This is a genomic window from Halorussus salinus, assembly GCF_004765815.2.
GTDB lineage: Archaea > Halobacteriota > Halobacteria > Halobacteriales > Haladaptataceae > Halorussus > Halorussus salinus.
Genome location: NZ_ML974127.1, coordinates 864,192 through 879,330, shown reverse-complemented (window position 1 = coordinate 879,330; position 15,139 = coordinate 864,192). Strand labels below are relative to the sequence as shown.

18 protein-coding genes are annotated in these 15,139 nt (G+C 64.6%); 11 read left to right on the top strand and 7 right to left on the bottom strand.

Annotation, left to right across the window (positions count from 1 at the left end):
* Positions 1 to 19: 19 nt before the first annotated feature.
* The gene (locus EPL00_RS04490; protein ID WP_135851625.1) at positions 20 to 457 is read right to left on the bottom strand and encodes a bis(5'-nucleosyl)-tetraphosphatase; all 438 of its coding nucleotides are present in this window, start codon (positions 455 to 457) and stop codon (positions 20 to 22) included.
* Positions 458 to 720: 263 nt separating this feature from the next.
* Between EPL00_RS04490 and EPL00_RS04485 the strand changes: the two genes are divergently transcribed.
* Positions 721 to 1,047, top strand: coding sequence for an uS10/mL48 family ribosomal protein (locus EPL00_RS04485; protein WP_135851626.1), 327 nt, complete (start codon positions 721 to 723; stop codon positions 1,045 to 1,047).
* A 356-nt stretch (positions 1,048 to 1,403) separates the two neighbouring features.
* On the opposite strand, the gene EPL00_RS04480 is transcribed toward EPL00_RS04485, so the two are convergent.
* Both EPL00_RS04480 and EPL00_RS04475 read right to left on the bottom strand, forming a co-directional pair.
* Positions 1,404 to 1,670 carry a DUF7513 family protein gene (locus tag EPL00_RS04480; RefSeq protein WP_135851627.1) on the bottom strand — a complete coding sequence of 89 codons (267 nt, stop codon included), beginning with the start codon at positions 1,668 to 1,670 and terminating at the stop codon, positions 1,404 to 1,406.
* Positions 1,667 to 3,247 carry a Na+/H+ antiporter NhaC family protein gene (locus EPL00_RS04475; RefSeq protein WP_135851628.1) on the bottom strand — a complete coding sequence of 527 codons (1,581 nt, stop codon included), beginning with the start codon at positions 3,245 to 3,247 and terminating at the stop codon, positions 1,667 to 1,669. Before EPL00_RS04475 ends, EPL00_RS04480 begins: the two co-directional genes overlap by 4 nt.
* Positions 3,248 to 3,419: 172 nt before the next feature.
* Here EPL00_RS04475 and EPL00_RS04470 point away from each other — a divergent pair, with 172 nt between their 5' ends.
* The 5 genes from EPL00_RS04470 (at position 3,420) to EPL00_RS04450 (ending at position 6,736) form a co-directional block, all read left to right on the top strand.
* Positions 3,420 to 4,715: an amidohydrolase gene (locus tag EPL00_RS04470; RefSeq protein WP_135851629.1), complete on the top strand. Its 1,296-nt coding sequence runs from the start codon at positions 3,420 to 3,422 to the stop codon at positions 4,713 to 4,715.
* A gap of 114 nt (positions 4,716 to 4,829) precedes the next feature.
* The gene (locus tag EPL00_RS04465) at positions 4,830 to 5,126 is read left to right on the top strand and encodes a HalOD1 output domain-containing protein (protein ID WP_135851630.1); all 297 of its coding nucleotides are present in this window, start codon (positions 4,830 to 4,832) and stop codon (positions 5,124 to 5,126) included.
* A gap of 102 nt (positions 5,127 to 5,228) precedes the next feature.
* On the top strand, positions 5,229 to 5,519 hold the full coding sequence (locus EPL00_RS04460) for a DUF5789 family protein (RefSeq protein ID WP_135851631.1): 291 nt from the start codon (positions 5,229 to 5,231) through the stop codon (positions 5,517 to 5,519).
* Between the two features lie 94 nt (positions 5,520 to 5,613).
* Positions 5,614 to 6,201 (top strand): CPBP family intramembrane glutamic endopeptidase, encoded by a 588-nt coding sequence (locus EPL00_RS04455; RefSeq protein ID WP_135852468.1) that lies wholly within the window; start codon positions 5,614 to 5,616, stop codon positions 6,199 to 6,201.
* A gap of 85 nt (positions 6,202 to 6,286) precedes the next feature.
* Entirely contained in the window at positions 6,287 to 6,736 is a 450-nt protein-coding gene (locus EPL00_RS04450; protein WP_135851632.1) for a DUF302 domain-containing protein, read from the top strand.
* A 19-nt stretch (positions 6,737 to 6,755) separates the two neighbouring features.
* Here the strand turns inward: EPL00_RS04450 and EPL00_RS04445 are convergent, their stop codons facing one another.
* The 3 genes from EPL00_RS04445 to EPL00_RS04435 form a co-directional block, all read right to left on the bottom strand.
* Entirely contained in the window at positions 6,756 to 6,980 is a 225-nt protein-coding gene (locus EPL00_RS04445) for a hypothetical protein (RefSeq protein ID WP_135851633.1), read from the bottom strand.
* Between the two features lie 45 nt (positions 6,981 to 7,025).
* Positions 7,026 to 8,285, bottom strand: a complete 1,260-nt coding sequence (gene nreA / locus EPL00_RS04440) for a DNA repair protein NreA (RefSeq protein WP_135851634.1) — start codon at positions 8,283 to 8,285, stop codon at positions 7,026 to 7,028.
* A gap of 561 nt (positions 8,286 to 8,846) precedes the next feature.
* Entirely contained in the window at positions 8,847 to 9,812 is a 966-nt protein-coding gene (locus EPL00_RS04435; RefSeq protein WP_135851635.1) for a transcription initiation factor IIB, read from the bottom strand.
* A 175-nt stretch (positions 9,813 to 9,987) separates the two neighbouring features.
* Between EPL00_RS04435 and rnhA the strand changes: the two genes are divergently transcribed.
* Both rnhA and EPL00_RS04425 read left to right on the top strand, forming a co-directional pair.
* Positions 9,988 to 10,581, top strand: a complete 594-nt coding sequence (rnhA, locus tag EPL00_RS04430) for a ribonuclease HI (protein ID WP_135851636.1) — start codon at positions 9,988 to 9,990, stop codon at positions 10,579 to 10,581.
* Positions 10,574 to 11,200 (top strand): DUF7108 family protein, encoded by a 627-nt coding sequence (locus EPL00_RS04425; protein ID WP_238398116.1) that lies wholly within the window; start codon positions 10,574 to 10,576, stop codon positions 11,198 to 11,200. Before rnhA ends, EPL00_RS04425 begins: the two co-directional genes overlap by 8 nt.
* A gap of 20 nt (positions 11,201 to 11,220) precedes the next feature.
* Here the strand turns inward: EPL00_RS04425 and EPL00_RS04420 are convergent, their stop codons facing one another.
* On the bottom strand, positions 11,221 to 11,577 hold the full coding sequence (locus tag EPL00_RS04420; protein WP_135851637.1) for a PadR family transcriptional regulator: 357 nt from the start codon (positions 11,575 to 11,577) through the stop codon (positions 11,221 to 11,223).
* Between the two features lie 226 nt (positions 11,578 to 11,803).
* Here EPL00_RS04420 and EPL00_RS04415 point away from each other — a divergent pair, with 226 nt between their 5' ends.
* The 3 genes from EPL00_RS04415 to EPL00_RS04405 all read left to right on the top strand — a co-directional run bounded on the left by EPL00_RS04415 (position 11,804) and on the right by EPL00_RS04405 (position 14,981).
* Entirely contained in the window at positions 11,804 to 12,337 is a 534-nt protein-coding gene (locus EPL00_RS04415; protein WP_135851638.1) for an inorganic diphosphatase, read from the top strand.
* 102 nt (positions 12,338 to 12,439) lie between these two features.
* Positions 12,440 to 13,555, top strand: a complete 1,116-nt coding sequence (locus EPL00_RS04410) for a DHH family phosphoesterase (RefSeq protein WP_135851639.1) — start codon at positions 12,440 to 12,442, stop codon at positions 13,553 to 13,555.
* A gap of 82 nt (positions 13,556 to 13,637) precedes the next feature.
* Positions 13,638 to 14,981 (top strand): alkaline phosphatase family protein, encoded by a 1,344-nt coding sequence (locus EPL00_RS04405; RefSeq protein WP_135851640.1) that lies wholly within the window; start codon positions 13,638 to 13,640, stop codon positions 14,979 to 14,981.
* Positions 14,982 to 15,139: the final 158 nt, after the last annotated feature.

Sequence of the window (15,139 nt, the reverse complement as noted above, 5' to 3'; positions counted from 1 at the left end):
AGAAGACGCGACGGGCGGCCTACACGTCGCCGTTCTCCTCTTTCTCGTTCAGGAACTCGTGGGCGTCTTCGAGGATGTCCCGCGGTCCGTCCTGCGTGATGGTGTTGATGGCCTGTTCGTAGTCGCGCCACTGGTGGTCGCGGTGTTCGTGGGACAGCTCCGCGCTCGCCTCGTAGGACTTGGCGACGAACAGGTGGACCGTCTTGTGGATGGTGTTGCCGTTGGCCTCGAAGACGTAATCGTAATCGTCTCGGAAGCCGTCGAGGAGCCGGAAGTCCTTGATTCCGGCCTCCTCTTTCACTTCGCGGATGGCTGTTTGCTGTAGCTCTTCGTCCCCCTCCACGCCGCCTTTGGGGAACTCCCAGTCGCCCGGACGGGACTTGAGGAGGAGGTATTCCCGGCGACCGCGGGTATCCCGGTAGAGGATCGCACCCGCGCTCGTAGCTTCAACCGTCATTTACCGGAGTATAAACGGCCGTCGGTTAAGAGAATGTCGGAGAATGGCCGTCAGACCGACGCGCCCGTGGAGCGATTCGAGCGATTCGGGTGACGAACCATCAGAATCGCCCGGAGCGATGCTAGGTCGTCGGATACCGCCGAGGAGCCGGAGGGTGAATAGTCACGCAGTAGTCGCTCGGGTCGCGGCTCTCGCGGAGCGCCCGAAGAACAGACGTTTTACGTACCTCGATGCTGAACAACATCGACACCGAACCCCCAGCCATGACCTTCGTAACTAAACTCCGACTTCAGAGCGGCAATCGCCCCGCTCTGGACCGAATCGTAGACGAGATTCGCTCGACAGCGGAACGAAAGGGTGCGGAACTCCGCGGGCCTCACTCCGCGCCGCCCGAACGGCTCAGCGTCCCGCAGTACAAGACGGCCGCGGGCGAGGAGCATCGCCAGTTCCGGTCGTGGGACTACACGGTGTACACCCGCGAGATGGAGATCGTGGGCCACAACAAACTGGCCCGGCAGGTCACCGAGTTCGACTTCCCCGACGGCGTCCACGTCGAGGTCGAACTCGAACAGATAGAGCAGATGGCCTGATTCTCTGGGAGTTCTGCGGACGCGCTTTCTGTAGTGCGTTCTCCCTCTGACGAAGTGACGACGAGGCGTCGGCTTCGGGCGCGAGTGCATCGTATCGCGACCGCGAACTGCACTACACCGCAACCGTCCCGCACGGCACCGCAACTGCAGGCCTCACGCCTCCCCAACCGATTCCGTCACTCGTCCCCTCCGGGAACTCGTTCGGTCATCCCTCGCGCGCTCGGAGCGACCCACGAGCGGTCGCTCCGCACGCGCCGAGGAGAATGTGGAGACTGCCCGGTATAGATTGCGCGAGTACTACTTCGTGTCTCCAAAAAACGAAAACTCTGGCCTCGAAGCCGAGCGACCGAGGAGGCTCAGAACGACGACTCGCCGACGGTCTCCAGATACGTCGCCGTGCCGTCGTGGTCGTTGTCGTCGAACTCCTCGACCCGGAGTCTGACGCGGGTGTCGAGCGCGTCGTCGGGCGCGCCCTCGATGCGGAGGACGCTGTCGCCGACCCGTGCGACCGGCGTGGTTCCGTGGTAGCAGGTCACGAACACCGAAATCTCCTCGCCCGGTTCGAAGCTGGGTTTGTTCGTCCGGAAGCCCAAGCCAGCGAAGTACTTCTCGCGGAGGCTCATACGCGAGCCACCTCCTCGGACTCGCGGTCACTCGTGTATTCGAGGCCGAACCCGGTCAGGGCGGAGATAATGAACACGCCGAACAGGAACCAGCCGTGGAACACGAACGGCCAGACTTCCGCGGGGTTGACCACCAGCGACTGGGTGAACCAGTCGAAGCCGTTCGCGCCGACGAGTCCCTGCATCTCGGTGAAGCCCACGAGGACGCCGCCCGCCCACGGGAAGATGTAGCCGAGTGCGGAGGTGTTGGCGTCCAGAATGTTCGCGCGCCGGTAGCCGTTGACGTTGAACCGTTCGCCGATGCGAGCGATGTACGGCGCGATGGCGATTTCGGCGGCGGTGTTGATGGTTATCATCGCGTTGACCGACGCGGTACCGAGGACCATCGTGGTCTCGGCGCGCCGGACGTTGGTCGCGATGTTGGTGAGCAACCAGTTCTGGATGGCCTCGAACCCGCCGCCCTGAATCATGATGCGCGCTCCCGCCACGATGAGCAGGGTCAGGACGATGAGTGGGAAGAACCCGACCGCGCCCGAGTAGATGGTCCCCGAGACGCCGACGGCGTCCGACCCCGCCGGAGCGACGGCGACGAACGGCAGGAACGCCAGCGATTCGGCCAGCGCAGTGCTGTCCGGTGCGGTGAACAGCAACATCTCCGAGACCGACGCGAGGTCGAAGACGACGTTCGCGACGAACGCGACGATGAGACCCCACGAAATCGCTTCCACGATGTGCCGACCGCTCACGGCCGTGGCGATGACGACGCCGATGGACGCGAGGTGGACGAGACCGAGCGCCTCGGTCTGGCCGCCGAGGATGTCGGCGCTCCTCGCCACGTCCGCGCCGGGCATCACCGACCCGCCGACGAGGTAGGCGACGAACGCCAGCACCGCCGCGACGATGGCGTACTTGAACCGCGAGGCGACGACGCCGCCGATGTCGGCGTCCTGCGTAACCGCGCTCACGATGGTCGTGTCCGAGACCGGCGCGAGGTTGTCGCCGAACACCGCACCCGAGAGAATCGCGCCGAACAGCAGGGTCGGGTTCGCGCCGACCAGCACGCCCGCCGGGAAGAACAGGCCGGTGAACGCGATGACCGTCCCGTAGCCCGTGCCGATGCCGGTCGCCAGCAGGGCCGCGAGGACGAACGTGATAGCCGGGAACAGCGCCGCCCCGACCGACAGTACGTCCGCCGCCCAGACGAGGCCGCTGACGAACTCGCCCGCCTGAATCGTGTCGGCGAACATGCCCGCCCAGAGCCACGCGACGATGGCCGTCGCGGCGACTCGTTGGGTCATCCCTTCGAAGATGGTGTTTGCGTACGTCTTCCAGTCTCCCTTAGCGAAGAACATGCCCACGATGAGCGAGACCAACATCCCGGCGACGAGGCCCTGCGTGTCGCCGATTCGGAGGAGTCCGCTCTGGAAGATGGCCCACGCGATGAACAGCGCGATGGGGATGGCGCTGGCCGCGGGGCCGCCGTAGAACTCGATTCGCGGCCCGGTCCGGGCCTGTCTGGCGTCTGCCAGTTCCTCTGCGACTGTCTCTTCTGGTGAGTCGTCTTCCCTGTCAGCCATACTCTCTCGGGGGTCTATTCATGCCGGGTACAAGAAGCCACCCCCTTCGACAGTCGGTTTCTGTCAGCCTTCGGTCGATTTTCGGGCGAAGCGGGCGGCTACCGCGGGACGATTCCCGTCACGGCTTGCCGGGCCTCCAGCACTTAAGCCGCCCGGACCCCTCCGAACCCACATGAGCCAACAGGCCGAGCGCGACCGACTGGTCGAGATTCGACGCGACCTCCACCGCCACCCCGAACCCGCGTGGCGCGAGTTTTACACGACCGCCAGAATCGTCGAAGAACTTGAACGTATCGGCGTGGACGAACTTCACGTCGGCCCGGACGCCATCGCCGAGGAAGCCCGCATGGCCGTCCCGGACGACGAGGAACTGGCCGAGTGGTACGAGCAGGCCCGCGAGGCGGGCGCGGACGAGGAGGTCCTCCGGCAACTGGAGGGCGGCTACACGGGTGCGGTAGCAGTAATCGAGCAGGGCGAGAACCCCGAGGAGGCACCGACCGTCGGCCTCCGCGTGGACATCGACGGCCTCCTGCGCGCCGAGTCCGAGGACGACGACCACGAACCCGCCGCGGAGGGCTTCCGGTCGGAACACGAGGGCGCGATGCACGCCTGCGGCCACGACGCCCACGCGACCATCGGCTTGGGCGTCATCGAGGCTGTCGAGGACAGCGATTTCGAGGGGACGCTCAAGGTCTTCTTCCAACCCGGCGAGGAGATGATAGCGGGCGGTAAGTCGATGGCCGAGAGCGACCATCTCGAAGACGTTGATTACCTGCTGGCGGCCCACATCGGTCTCGACCACCCGACCGGGGAAGTCGTCGCGGGCCTCGACGGGTTCCTCGCGGTGAGCCACTTCCGCGCCGAGTTTTCCGGGGAACCGGCCCACGCTGGCGGGGAGCCAAACGAGGGCGAGAACGCCGTGCAGGCGATGGCGGCCGCGGTCCAGAACCTCTACGCCATCCCACGCCACGACGAGGGCGCGACCAGAGTCAACGCGGGCAAGGTCGGCGGCGGGACCGCGACTAACATTATCCCCGAGGAGGCCTTCGTGGAGGGCGAGGTCCGGGGCGAGACGACCGAACTCAAAGATTACACGAAAGAGCGCGCCGAGCGCGTCATCGAGTCCGCGGCCGAGATGCACGGTTGCGAGGTCGATATCACGACCAACGGCGAGGCCCCGAGCGCCGAGAGCGACGAGGAGTTGGTCTCCATCGTCGGCGACGTAGCGGGCGAGACCTCCGGCGTCGAGAACGTGGTCCACCGCGACGAGTTGGGCGGGAGCGAGGACGCGACCTACCTGATGCGGGCCGTCCAGCAGAACGGCGGGAAGGCGGCCTACGTCGGCGTCGGCACCGACCACCCCGGCGGCCACCACACCGCGACCTTCGACGTGGACGAGGCGTCGCTCCCGGTCGGTATCGACGTACTGGCGGGAGCAATCCGTACGATTTCGGCCGAGCGACCCTGAGAGCGACCGAGTAGTATTGACACCGAAACAACTTTTTCAAATTTGTTGCGGAGATTTTTTATGTGATGCAGCAGCAAAGTGGAGTAGCGTCTGCCGAACGGAGGACTACCACATATGAGTGAGAACGCTATCGAGAACCCTAACGACGCCCACGAAATAACCGAACGCGCGACCTACGACCGCGACCAACCCTTGAGCGCCGCGGTCATCGACGCCGTCGCGGAGGCCGCCGACCGCGAACCCGCCGAACTCGGGACGCCGCTGTACGACCAGATAGACCCCGACGCGCTCGACAACCTCTTCAGTGACCGCCACAACGGGATGCCCCGCGGCAGTGGTCACGTCGTATTCACTCTTCTCGACTACGAAGTTACCGTCTACAGCGACGGGTACGTCGACATCCGCGAGTAGCGCGCTATTCCGCCCGGTGATATCGACCGTCGCCGCGAGCCACGCGAAAGCACGAAAGGTCGTTCCGAAAACTCTAATCCCGAGGGATTCGAATCTCGGCGTATGGCTGACGACAACGAGGAAGACTCAGAGCCCGCCGTCGAACTCGGCGAGGGTGAACCCGTCGAGGGTGCGCCGCTCGTCCGCGTCGCTTCTCGACTCCACTGGCCGGTCCAGAAGAGCGAAATCCTCCGGAAAGAGGAGGGCGCGACCGTCCGGACGCCCGACGGCCCGCGCGAGCTGTCGGAACTGCTCGACGCCGTAGACGAGACCTACTTCCAGAGCCGCCAAGAGTTCCTCGAAGTAATCCGCGCCGAGACCGGGACGGGCCCGGTCCCGACCGCGAGCGAGTAGCGTGTCGGTCGCTCGGTCGGTCCGCCGGGGCGTCGCCCGGCTGAGTTGGGTCCAGCGCGCGCTGGCGGCCGGTGCAGTGCTGACCGTCGTCTGGATGAGTTGGGACGTGGGCGGACTGCACGAGCGACTCGTCCGGGACACCGTCGTCTACATTCTCGCCCCGCTCGGGCTGGCGGTCCGACACGGCCGTCACCTCGGGTATCGCGTGGACCGCACCGTGATTCGCAACACTGTCCTGCTCTCGCTGTTCGTCCTCCCGTTCTACGTCGTCGGGTCGTCGCTCCCGACGATTCGGGCCTACTACCCGATGTGGGAGACGAGTCCCGCGCTCGCGCAGTTCCTCCCCCACGCGGCGATGCAGTTTCTCGTCGCGCTGGCCGCCGAGACGTACTACCGGGGCCTGCTCTGTGTCGGCGTGCGGGAGATTGGCTTCAAGAGCGTCTTCATCAGTCCGGTGGTGTACGCGTTTCACCACCTCTACAAGCCGCCCATCGAACTCGCGCTGTCGGGACCGACCGACGTGCTGTTCGGCGCGGTCGATTACAAGAGCAACTCCATCCTCCCGTCGGTCGTCGCCCACGGCCTCGGGCTGGGCCTGCTGGACTGGCTCGTCCTCCATCCGCCGCTGTTAGCTCCCGAGCGCGTCGTTCGGTGGCTCCGGTGGCTCCCGATTCCGCTCTGACTCGGCGTCCCGACGCGCTCGTCTCTCGATCGTCGATAGCCGCGATGGTCGCACTTTTCACGCTCGGCGACCAAGAGAGTCTTGCATGACTCTTCCAATCGACCCCACGGCACTCGACGGCGAGGACATCGGCGAGAAGCGCGCGACGCTCGAAATGGACCACGACGAGGCGGTCGAACACGTCCGCGAGGCGTTCACGGACGCCGGATTCGGCGTCGCCACCGAGTTCTCGGCCTCCGACATGTTGAACGAGAAAATCGGTGCGGACCGCGACCACTACTACGTGCTGGGCGCGTGCAACCCGAACATGGCCGACCGGGCGCTCGACGCCAGCGACAACCGAATCGGCGCGCTGTTCCCGTGTAACGTCGTGGTCTGGCAGGAAGACCCCGGTCGCCAGACCGTCTACCACGTCAGCATCATGAAGGTCGCGCGACTCGCCGGGATGGCTCCCGACGACGACGAGTGGGAGGATATCGTCTCCGACACCGGCGAGTTCGTAGACGAAGCGTGGGCGAATCTCGACACCGCCTAACTACGAGTGGGCGTCCGGCCTACTTCTTGTCGTCGTCCAACTGGTCTATCTCCTCGCGGAGTCGTTCGACCTCGTGCCGGAGCGACGCTATCTCCTCGGTCGCAGGTCGGTCCGATTGTGACTGGCGATAGAGATAGAGTCCTCCCGCGACGAGGAGTATCGGGACGCCGAACAGCAAAATCGCGATGATGAAGATGACGATAATCTCCATCCCGCCGGGAAAGCCGACTTGGAGGGGCAACATGGCCGAAGAGTTGTTCGACCGACGGCATAAATCTTCGCTCGCGGGTCAGGAGAAGTCAGCGAGGTTCGCCTGCAACCCCGAGAGCATGTGGGACTTGCGCCGGAGGGCCGCGAGCGAGACCGGAAGCTGGGGCGCGATTTCTCGGACCGCGCCGTGGAACGTCTCGGCCTCGCCGAACTCGCCCTCGAAGGCGTTGCGGACGCTCTCGCGAATCTGCCAGACGCCGACCGGTGCCCAGTAGTCGTCCGAGACTTCCCGGAGGACGAGACACTTGGCCTGTCGCCCGATGGATTCGAGATGTTCGAGGACCGCGAGCCGGGAGGCGTAGTACGCCCCGGCGGTTTCCTCCACGTAGCCGGTTCGGCCCTCGTACCCCTCGTGGGCGCTCCCCATCCACGTCTCGCCGGTCGGGTCTTGGTTCCAGATGCTGCCGGGCGTCTTCATCTCCACGAGTTCGTACTCCCACTGGCCGGGCGTCAGAATCGCCCAGTAGCGGTTACCCATGTACTCGTTGACCCAGACCTGCGTCCGGTCGATGCTCTGCCGGTCCCGAATCTGACCTCGGAGATACTGGCCGATGGTGTCGTCGACCGCGGTGATGGACCACCGTGTCGGGACGAGTCGCCGGTTCTGGCCGCGGCCGAGCGCGCCCGCCGAGAGGATGTCGTTGATGTCGTAGACATCGAAGCCCCTGCAGTAGAGGTACGTCATCGCGCCCTGCGCCTGCCAGTCGTCGTCTTCGAGCGTCTTCTTCACCGGTCGCGGGACGTGGGGGTTCTCCGCGAGGTCGGCGGACGTGGCGCGCGCCGAGGGGCCGGTCGGCGTGGTCACGTCGTCCACGTCCAAGTCCAGTTCCAGCGAGTTCGAGAGACCGATCTCCACGTCTACCGGTCGGTCGGCGATGGCGACCTCGCGTTGGGTGCCGACGAACCCGTCCCACACGTCGTCCACTTGGTTCACGTCCGCGGCGTGGTTGGAGTTCAGCAGGCCGGTCCGATACTGGAGGACGTTGTCGATGTCGAGACCCTGCTCGTACCATTGGCTACTCGTGGCGAAGTCGGCCGCGCGTTCCTCCTCGCCGACCGGCGAGAGGATGCCGGTCGAGACGTTGGGGTAGTTCGACCGGCCGACGAACACCGAGGGCGAGGTACTTCCGAACAGCGAGTCGCCCTGCGTCACCTCGGAGAAGCGGTCCTCGACCTGTTCCACGTAGTCGAGAATCTCGTAGGACTTCTCCTCGGCGAGTCGGCGCTTGCGGTCGGCCTCGTCCGGGGCGAGTCCCTCGATGTACTCGTCGAGACGCATTCGTCGCTCCTTGGAACCCGAACGCTTTGAACCTTACTCGCTCGACGGCAGACCGTCGTCTGGCGCTGTGGCTTACAGGTGGTGCTGTCCGGCGCGGAGCGGTCGCACCGCCGATTTCGCTCGGCCGCCCCGCGGCGACTCTCAGGTCATGGCCGGAGTTGGTCACGTTCCCGTATTTTAATCTCCGGGGAGCGGGCGCCCGGTGGACCGTCCGACAGGATGCGCCGCGTTCGCGCTTGCGCAGTTCTGCGCGAGCGCGGACGCACGCGGGGAGGTTCGGGGCGCGGTCTGTAGTGCGGTTGCGGTGCCGTGCGGTCGCGGGGCCGCGCGGTCGCGGGGTACGGTCGCGGTTCTGCTCGATTTCGACCGTAGCTCGCTTCTTCAACTAACCCGACTACAACCACTTCTAAGACTACAACCACTTCTAAGACTACAACCACTCCTAAACACTCTACAGCTACTGTTACCATTCAGAAATATTATCGAAGAAAACGTCGAGGCGGTTGGTAGCGCACACCACCAGTCGCCGAAACCACGAGGAGTCGGTCAAACGCCGAGACGTTAGCTGTGGATACCCATCGCCTCGATCTGTTCCTGATACCGGTTGCGGATGGTGACTTCAGTCACCTGTGCCACGTCGGCCACTTCGCGCTGGGTCTTCTTCTCGTTGCAGAGCAGCGAGGCGGCGTAGATGGCCGCGGCGGCGTAGCCCGTGGGCGACTTACCCGAGAGGAGGCCCTCCTCGGCCGTCGTCTCGATGATTTCGTTGGCCTTGGTCTGGACCTCCTCGCTGAGTTCGAGTTCAGAACAGAACCGCGGGACGTACTTCTTCGGGTCCACCGGTTTCATCTCCAAGCCGAGTTCTTGGGAGATGTAGCGGTAGGTTCGACCGATCTCCTTTCGTTCGACGCGCGATACTTCCGAGATTTCTTCGAGGCTTCGCGGGATGCCCTCCTTTCGACAGGCGGCGTAGAGCGCGGAGGTGGCGACGCCCTCGATGGAACGCCCCCGGATGAGGTCCTCCTTCAGCGCGCGTCGATAGATCACGCTCGCCACCTCCCGGACCGACCGCGGGACGCCGAGCGCCGAGGCCATGCGGTCGATTTCCGAGAGTGCGAACTGTAGGTTGCGCTCACCCGCGTCCTTCGTGCGGATGCGCTCCTGCCACTTGCGCAGGCGGTGCATCTGGCTACGTTTCTTCGAGGAGATCGACCGGCCGTAGGCGTCCTTGTCCTTCCAGTCGATAGTCGTCGTCAGGCCCTTGTCGTGCATCGTCTGGGTGGTCGGGGCACCGACGCGCGATTTCTCTTGGCGTTCCTGATGGTTGAACGCGCGCCACTCAGGACCGGGGTCGATCTGCTCCTCCTCGACGACGAGGCCGCAGTCGTCACACACGAGTTCCGCCCTGTCGGAACTCTTCACGAGGTTATCAGAGCTACATTCGGGACATTCCCGTACACCCTCTGACTCGTCCTCCGTTTGCTCCGCCTCGGCTTGGCGCTCCCGCTGGCGAGTGGACCGTGTCATCGCACTTTTATAGTAGTAGTGTCGATACACTTAAATCCTCGCCCGGTAATGGCTCGTTTCTCAGGGGTCAGAATCGGTCACGCGCGCCCTTCGTTCCGAATCCGGCCGATGGATGAGACCGACCCGACGAATCGCCATCGGAAAGCGTTTATGCGGGAATCGTGGACCAACGAGCATGCCCGTCATCGAGTGCGACGTGGACGCCGCTCGCGAGAAACTGGTCGAAGCAGGTGTGAAGATGTCGGCGGGCAACTCCGACCACGAGGAGTGGCGCGCGGCGCACGGCGACGCCAACGCGGTCGCCTACGAGGGGAAGGTCGTCGTGCAGGGCGCGAATCCGCAGGACATCGAAGCGATTCTGCGCGAGGAGGGCGGCCACGCCTACCTCTACTTCGACGGCGCGAGCAGGGGGAATCCGGGACCCGCGTCCGTGGGATGGGTCGTCGTCACCAGCGACGGCATCGTCGCCGAGGGGAGCGAGACAATCGGCCGCGCGACGAACAACCAAGCCGAGTACGAGGCGCTAATTGCGGTCCTCGAAGCGGCCCGCGACTACGGCTTCGACACCGTCGAGGTGAAAGGCGACTCGGAACTCATAGTCAAGCAGGTCACGGGCGCGTGGAACACCAACGACCCCGAGTTGCGCGAGCGACGCGTGACGGTCAGGGAACTACTGACCGCGTTCGACGACTGGGAGTTGAGCCACGTCCCGAGAGAGATAAACGAGCGCGCCGACAAACTGGCCAACGAGGCCCTCGACGATGCCTGAGACTCACCCTTCTGACGACACCGAGAACGACGGCGAACCGGCCGCGGGCGGCGAATCGACCGCAGACGACGAATCGGCCGCGGACGAACTGCCCCGAGAGACTATCGAGCGCGCCGAACGCTTGACGCATCTCGCGCGCGACGCGGTGGACGACGCCGAGGCCGAGGCCTACCGCGAGGAGCGAAGCGAACTCCTCGACGACCACGAGTTTCGGGCGCGCGTCCGCGACGAGGACACCGGCGCGACGCTCGTTCTGCACCCCGACGAGTGGGTCGAAGACGGCGTGATTCGGACAGAGCGCATCGAAGACACCGGCCGTGCGGTCGAGGTGGCGCTGTCCGGGCCGGGCGACCCCGACGAGTGGGAGTCCGTCGAGCAACACAACCGCGAGGTCGCCGCGCGCGTCCGGGAGGCCCACGGCGACGTTCACGGCGACAACGCCGCGGCGTTCGCCGATTTCATGGGCAACCACTACGCGCGGCCGGTCGAGTCGGCGACTGCCGGAGAGGTCGAGGAGTTCGTCTCGGAGTACTTCCCGCGGAACGCGTGGCCGAGCGAAAAACAGCGCGCGTCGGTCGAGAAATCCATCGACCTCGTCTTCGAGGTCGCCGACGAGTAGTCCCTCGGGGGACGGGGTCGCTACTCGTTGTCCGCGACGAGGTCCCGAATCTGGTCGCCGCGCTCGTCGTCGGTGACGAACTTCGAGAGCGTCCACTCGAGCAGGTCGACGACGACCGCGAGGCCCTCGTCGGTCAGCTCGTACTGGTTGGTCCGCTTGTCGAGTTCGCTCTTCTCCACGTAGCCCTTCTCGACCAGCGTGTCGAGGTTGGGGTATAGGCGGCCGTGGTTGACTTCCTCACCGTAGTAGTCTTCCAACTCGCGCTTGATAGCGAGTCCGTACATCGGCTCCTCGGAGAGGATGGTCAGGATATTCTTCTGGAAGGCGGTAAGGTTGCGTGCTGTACTCGTCTCTGTGAGTGTCTGTGCCTCTGACATAGACTCTGACACCCTGCGATTTGTCACGATGGTATTTAATCCTTCCTCACTTGGTCGGAGTTTCCACGACGTATCCAGCAGTTGTACCACCAGTTGTTACGTAAATTGAAGTAGCCTCCGAAAATTGCCGGTAGTTGTCACAGAATTTTCCTCTTCTTTCCGGGGATTCCGGTGGCCCGATGCCGAAAGGATTTTCCGGACTTCGGACGGATTTCCGGACTGCAACATGGCTAATCTCTGGGAAGACTTGGAGACCGGACCGAACCCGCCCGAGGAGATCTACGCGGTCGTGGAGTGTCTCAAAGGCGAGCGAAACAAGTACGAGTACGACAAGGACATCCCCGGCGTCGTCCTCGACCGCGTCCTCCACAGCAACGTCCACTACCCGAGCGACTACGGCTTCATCCCCCAATCCTACTACGACGACGAGGACCCCTTCGACGTGCTGGTCCTCGTGGAAGACCAGACGTTCCCCGGTTGCGTCATCGAGGCCCGTCCGGTCGCACTGATGAAGATGGACGACGACGGCGAGCAGGACGACAAGGTCATCGCCGTCCCCTCCGAGGACCCGCGCTACGACAACGTCCAAGACGTTGACGACCTCACCGACCAGCAGAAAGACGAAATCTCGGAGTTCTTCGAGACCTACAAGAATCTCGAAGCAGGCAAAGAGACCGAGACCCTCGGCTGGGAGGACAAGGAGTCGGCGAAAGACGCCATCGAACACGCGATGGACCTCTACGAGGAACACTTCGCCTGACTGCCCGGTCACTCCTTTTTCGGCCGTTTCCGGTTTCTGACAGTCTCAGCTACGAGATACCTGCCCGAAGTTATTTGAGTGTGGGCTGAACAACCACAGTCGATGGCTCTCGGGTCCGCTCTCGGTGGCGTAGAGATGGTCGCAGTAGCCGCGACGCTCCTCGTCTCTGGCGGCGCAGTGTTCTACGCCGCCCAGTCGGTCACCGGCTGGCGGCGCGAGGACGACGCGGAACCGGTCGATACGCTGAAGCAGACGGTCGCGGGCCAGAACCGCGTCGCGCTCGTGGTTCCGGAAGGCCCGAGTATCGACGCGCTCGCGGCCGCGATGGGTCTCCAGACGCTCTGCACGGAGTGGGGCGTCACCGCCCACCTGTTCGCCGAGGGACCAGTCACCGGCGAGGACAGCAAGACGTTCTGTAACATCTTCGACCTCGAACTGTCGGTCATCGGCGACAAGGCCGACGAACTAACCGAGACGGACGCCGCCATCGCGGTCGGCGGCGGCGGTGGCGTCCCGCGACTCTCGAACAACCCGCCGGTCGTCGCGGTGGTCCGCCACCGCCCGACCGCCGAGGAGAACATCGTCACCGTGACCCCGACCGACGACGGTGCGACCGCGACCACGGTCACGCGGCTGTTGGAGGCCGAGACGGTCGTGCCAGACCAGCGGGTCGCCACTGCCCTGCTCCACGGCGTCCGAGCCGGGACCCGCGAGTTCCGGCGCGCGAACGGCCAGCACGACTACGAGGCCGCCGGGTTCCTCCACGCCTACGCCGACCTCGGCCGCATCGAGGACCTCCGGTCGCCGGGCATGAGCGGCGACACCTTCGACGTTATCAGCGACGCCATCGCCAACCGCGAGCGCCGGGCGAGTTTCGCGGTGACCAACGTCGGGACGGTCCCCTCCGTCTCGGCGCTCGAGGAGGCCGCCGACACGATGCTCCGACTCGAAGGCGTCTCGACGGCCGCCGTCTTCGGCATCCACGAGGAGACCATCGTCGTCTCCTGTCGCGCGGAGGACGTGCGGACCAACGCCTTCGACATCCTCGACTCGGCGTTCGGCACCAGCGAGACGACCGGTGGGAACACCGACGCCGCGACCGCGCGGGTTCCCCTCGGCCTGTTCGCGCAGGTGGACGACGACCACGAGGAGACGCTGGACATGCTCATCGACGCCAGCACCCGGAAGGCGCTGTTCGAGGCGTTCGAGAGTTCCTGACCCGAATCCTTCATCATCTTTCACGTCGAAGGCGGTGCCTACGAAAAGAATTTTCATGTGTCTCCTCGTTCTATCGGGGTACATGGGTCTCTTCGACAAGCTTCGTGGCGACGACAAGCCCCGCGTGGCGTTCTTCGGTATCGACGGCGTTCCGTACAGTTTCCTCGAAGACCACTTCGACGAGTTCGAGCATCTGGCGGCCCTCGCCGACGAGGGGTCGTCGGGCGAGATCGACAGCATCGTGCCCCCCGAGTCCTCGGCCTGCTGGCCTTCCCTCACGACCGGCGTCAACCCCGGCAAGACGGGCGTCTACGGCTTCCAAGACCGCGAGGTCGGCTCCTACGACACCTACGTCCCGATGGGTCGGGACGTGCAGGCGACCCGCATCTGGGACCGGGTTCACGACGCTGGCCGGGACGCCACGGTGATGAACGTCCCCGTCACCTTCCCGCCCCAGCGCAACGTCCAGCGGATGGTCTCGGGCTTCCTCTCGCCCGGCATCGACAAGGCCGCCTATCCCGACGAACTGCGCGACTACCTCCAGTCCACCGACTACAAACTCGACGCGAACCCGAAGCTCGGACACGACGAGGACAAGTCCGACTTCATCGAGGACGCCCACAAGACGCTCGACGCGCGCTACGAGGCGTTCAAACACTACATCAAGCAGGACGACTGGGACCTCTTCTTCGGCGTCTTCATGACGACCGACCGGGTGAACCACTTCCTCTACAAGCACTACGAGGAGGACATGGAGTACAAAGACGAGTTCCTCGACTTCTACCGGAAGGTGGACCGCTACCTCGGCGAGATTCGCCAGAACCTCCCGGACGACGTGACCATGATGGTCGCCTCGGACCACGGGTTCACCTCGCTGGACTACGAGGTCCACTTCAACCAGTGGCTCGCCGACGAGGGCTGGCTCTCCTTCGAGGACGACGACCACGAGGACCTGAACGACATCAGCGAGGACGCGGAAGCCTACTCGCTCATCCCCGGCCGATTCTACATCAACCTCGAAGGGCGCGAACCCCGCGGGAGCGTCCCCGAGAGCGAGTACGAGGCCAAGCGCGACCAACTCAAGGAAGCCCTCGAAAACCTCGAAGGCCCCAACGGGCGGAAGGTCTGTGACCGCGTGGTCGAGAAAGAGGAGGTCTTCCACGGCGACCACGAGGACATCGCGCCCGACCTCGTGGCCATCCCGAACCACGGCTTCGACCTCAAGGCCGGGTTCAAGGGCCACGACGACGTGTTCGGGCACGGCCCCCGCAACGGGATGCACAGCTTCGACAACGCCTCGCTGTTCGTGGACGACCCCGACGCGACGATTCGGGACGTGGACCTCTACGACATCGCGCCGACCATCCTCGACCTGATGGAGATGGAGTACGACGCGGGCGAGTTCGACGGGAAGAGTCTGGTCTGAGCGGCTTCGACTCGCCTGCTATTTCGGGAGTCGAACACATATTTAATGGCCGCTTGCGGCCGCTCCTCGGCGCGGCAGTGACGGCTGCATCCGAGCCAACAACGGCTGTCGATAGAAGACAAGTTACGACTGCCGTCGTCCTCGCGTGGAGCTAAAAA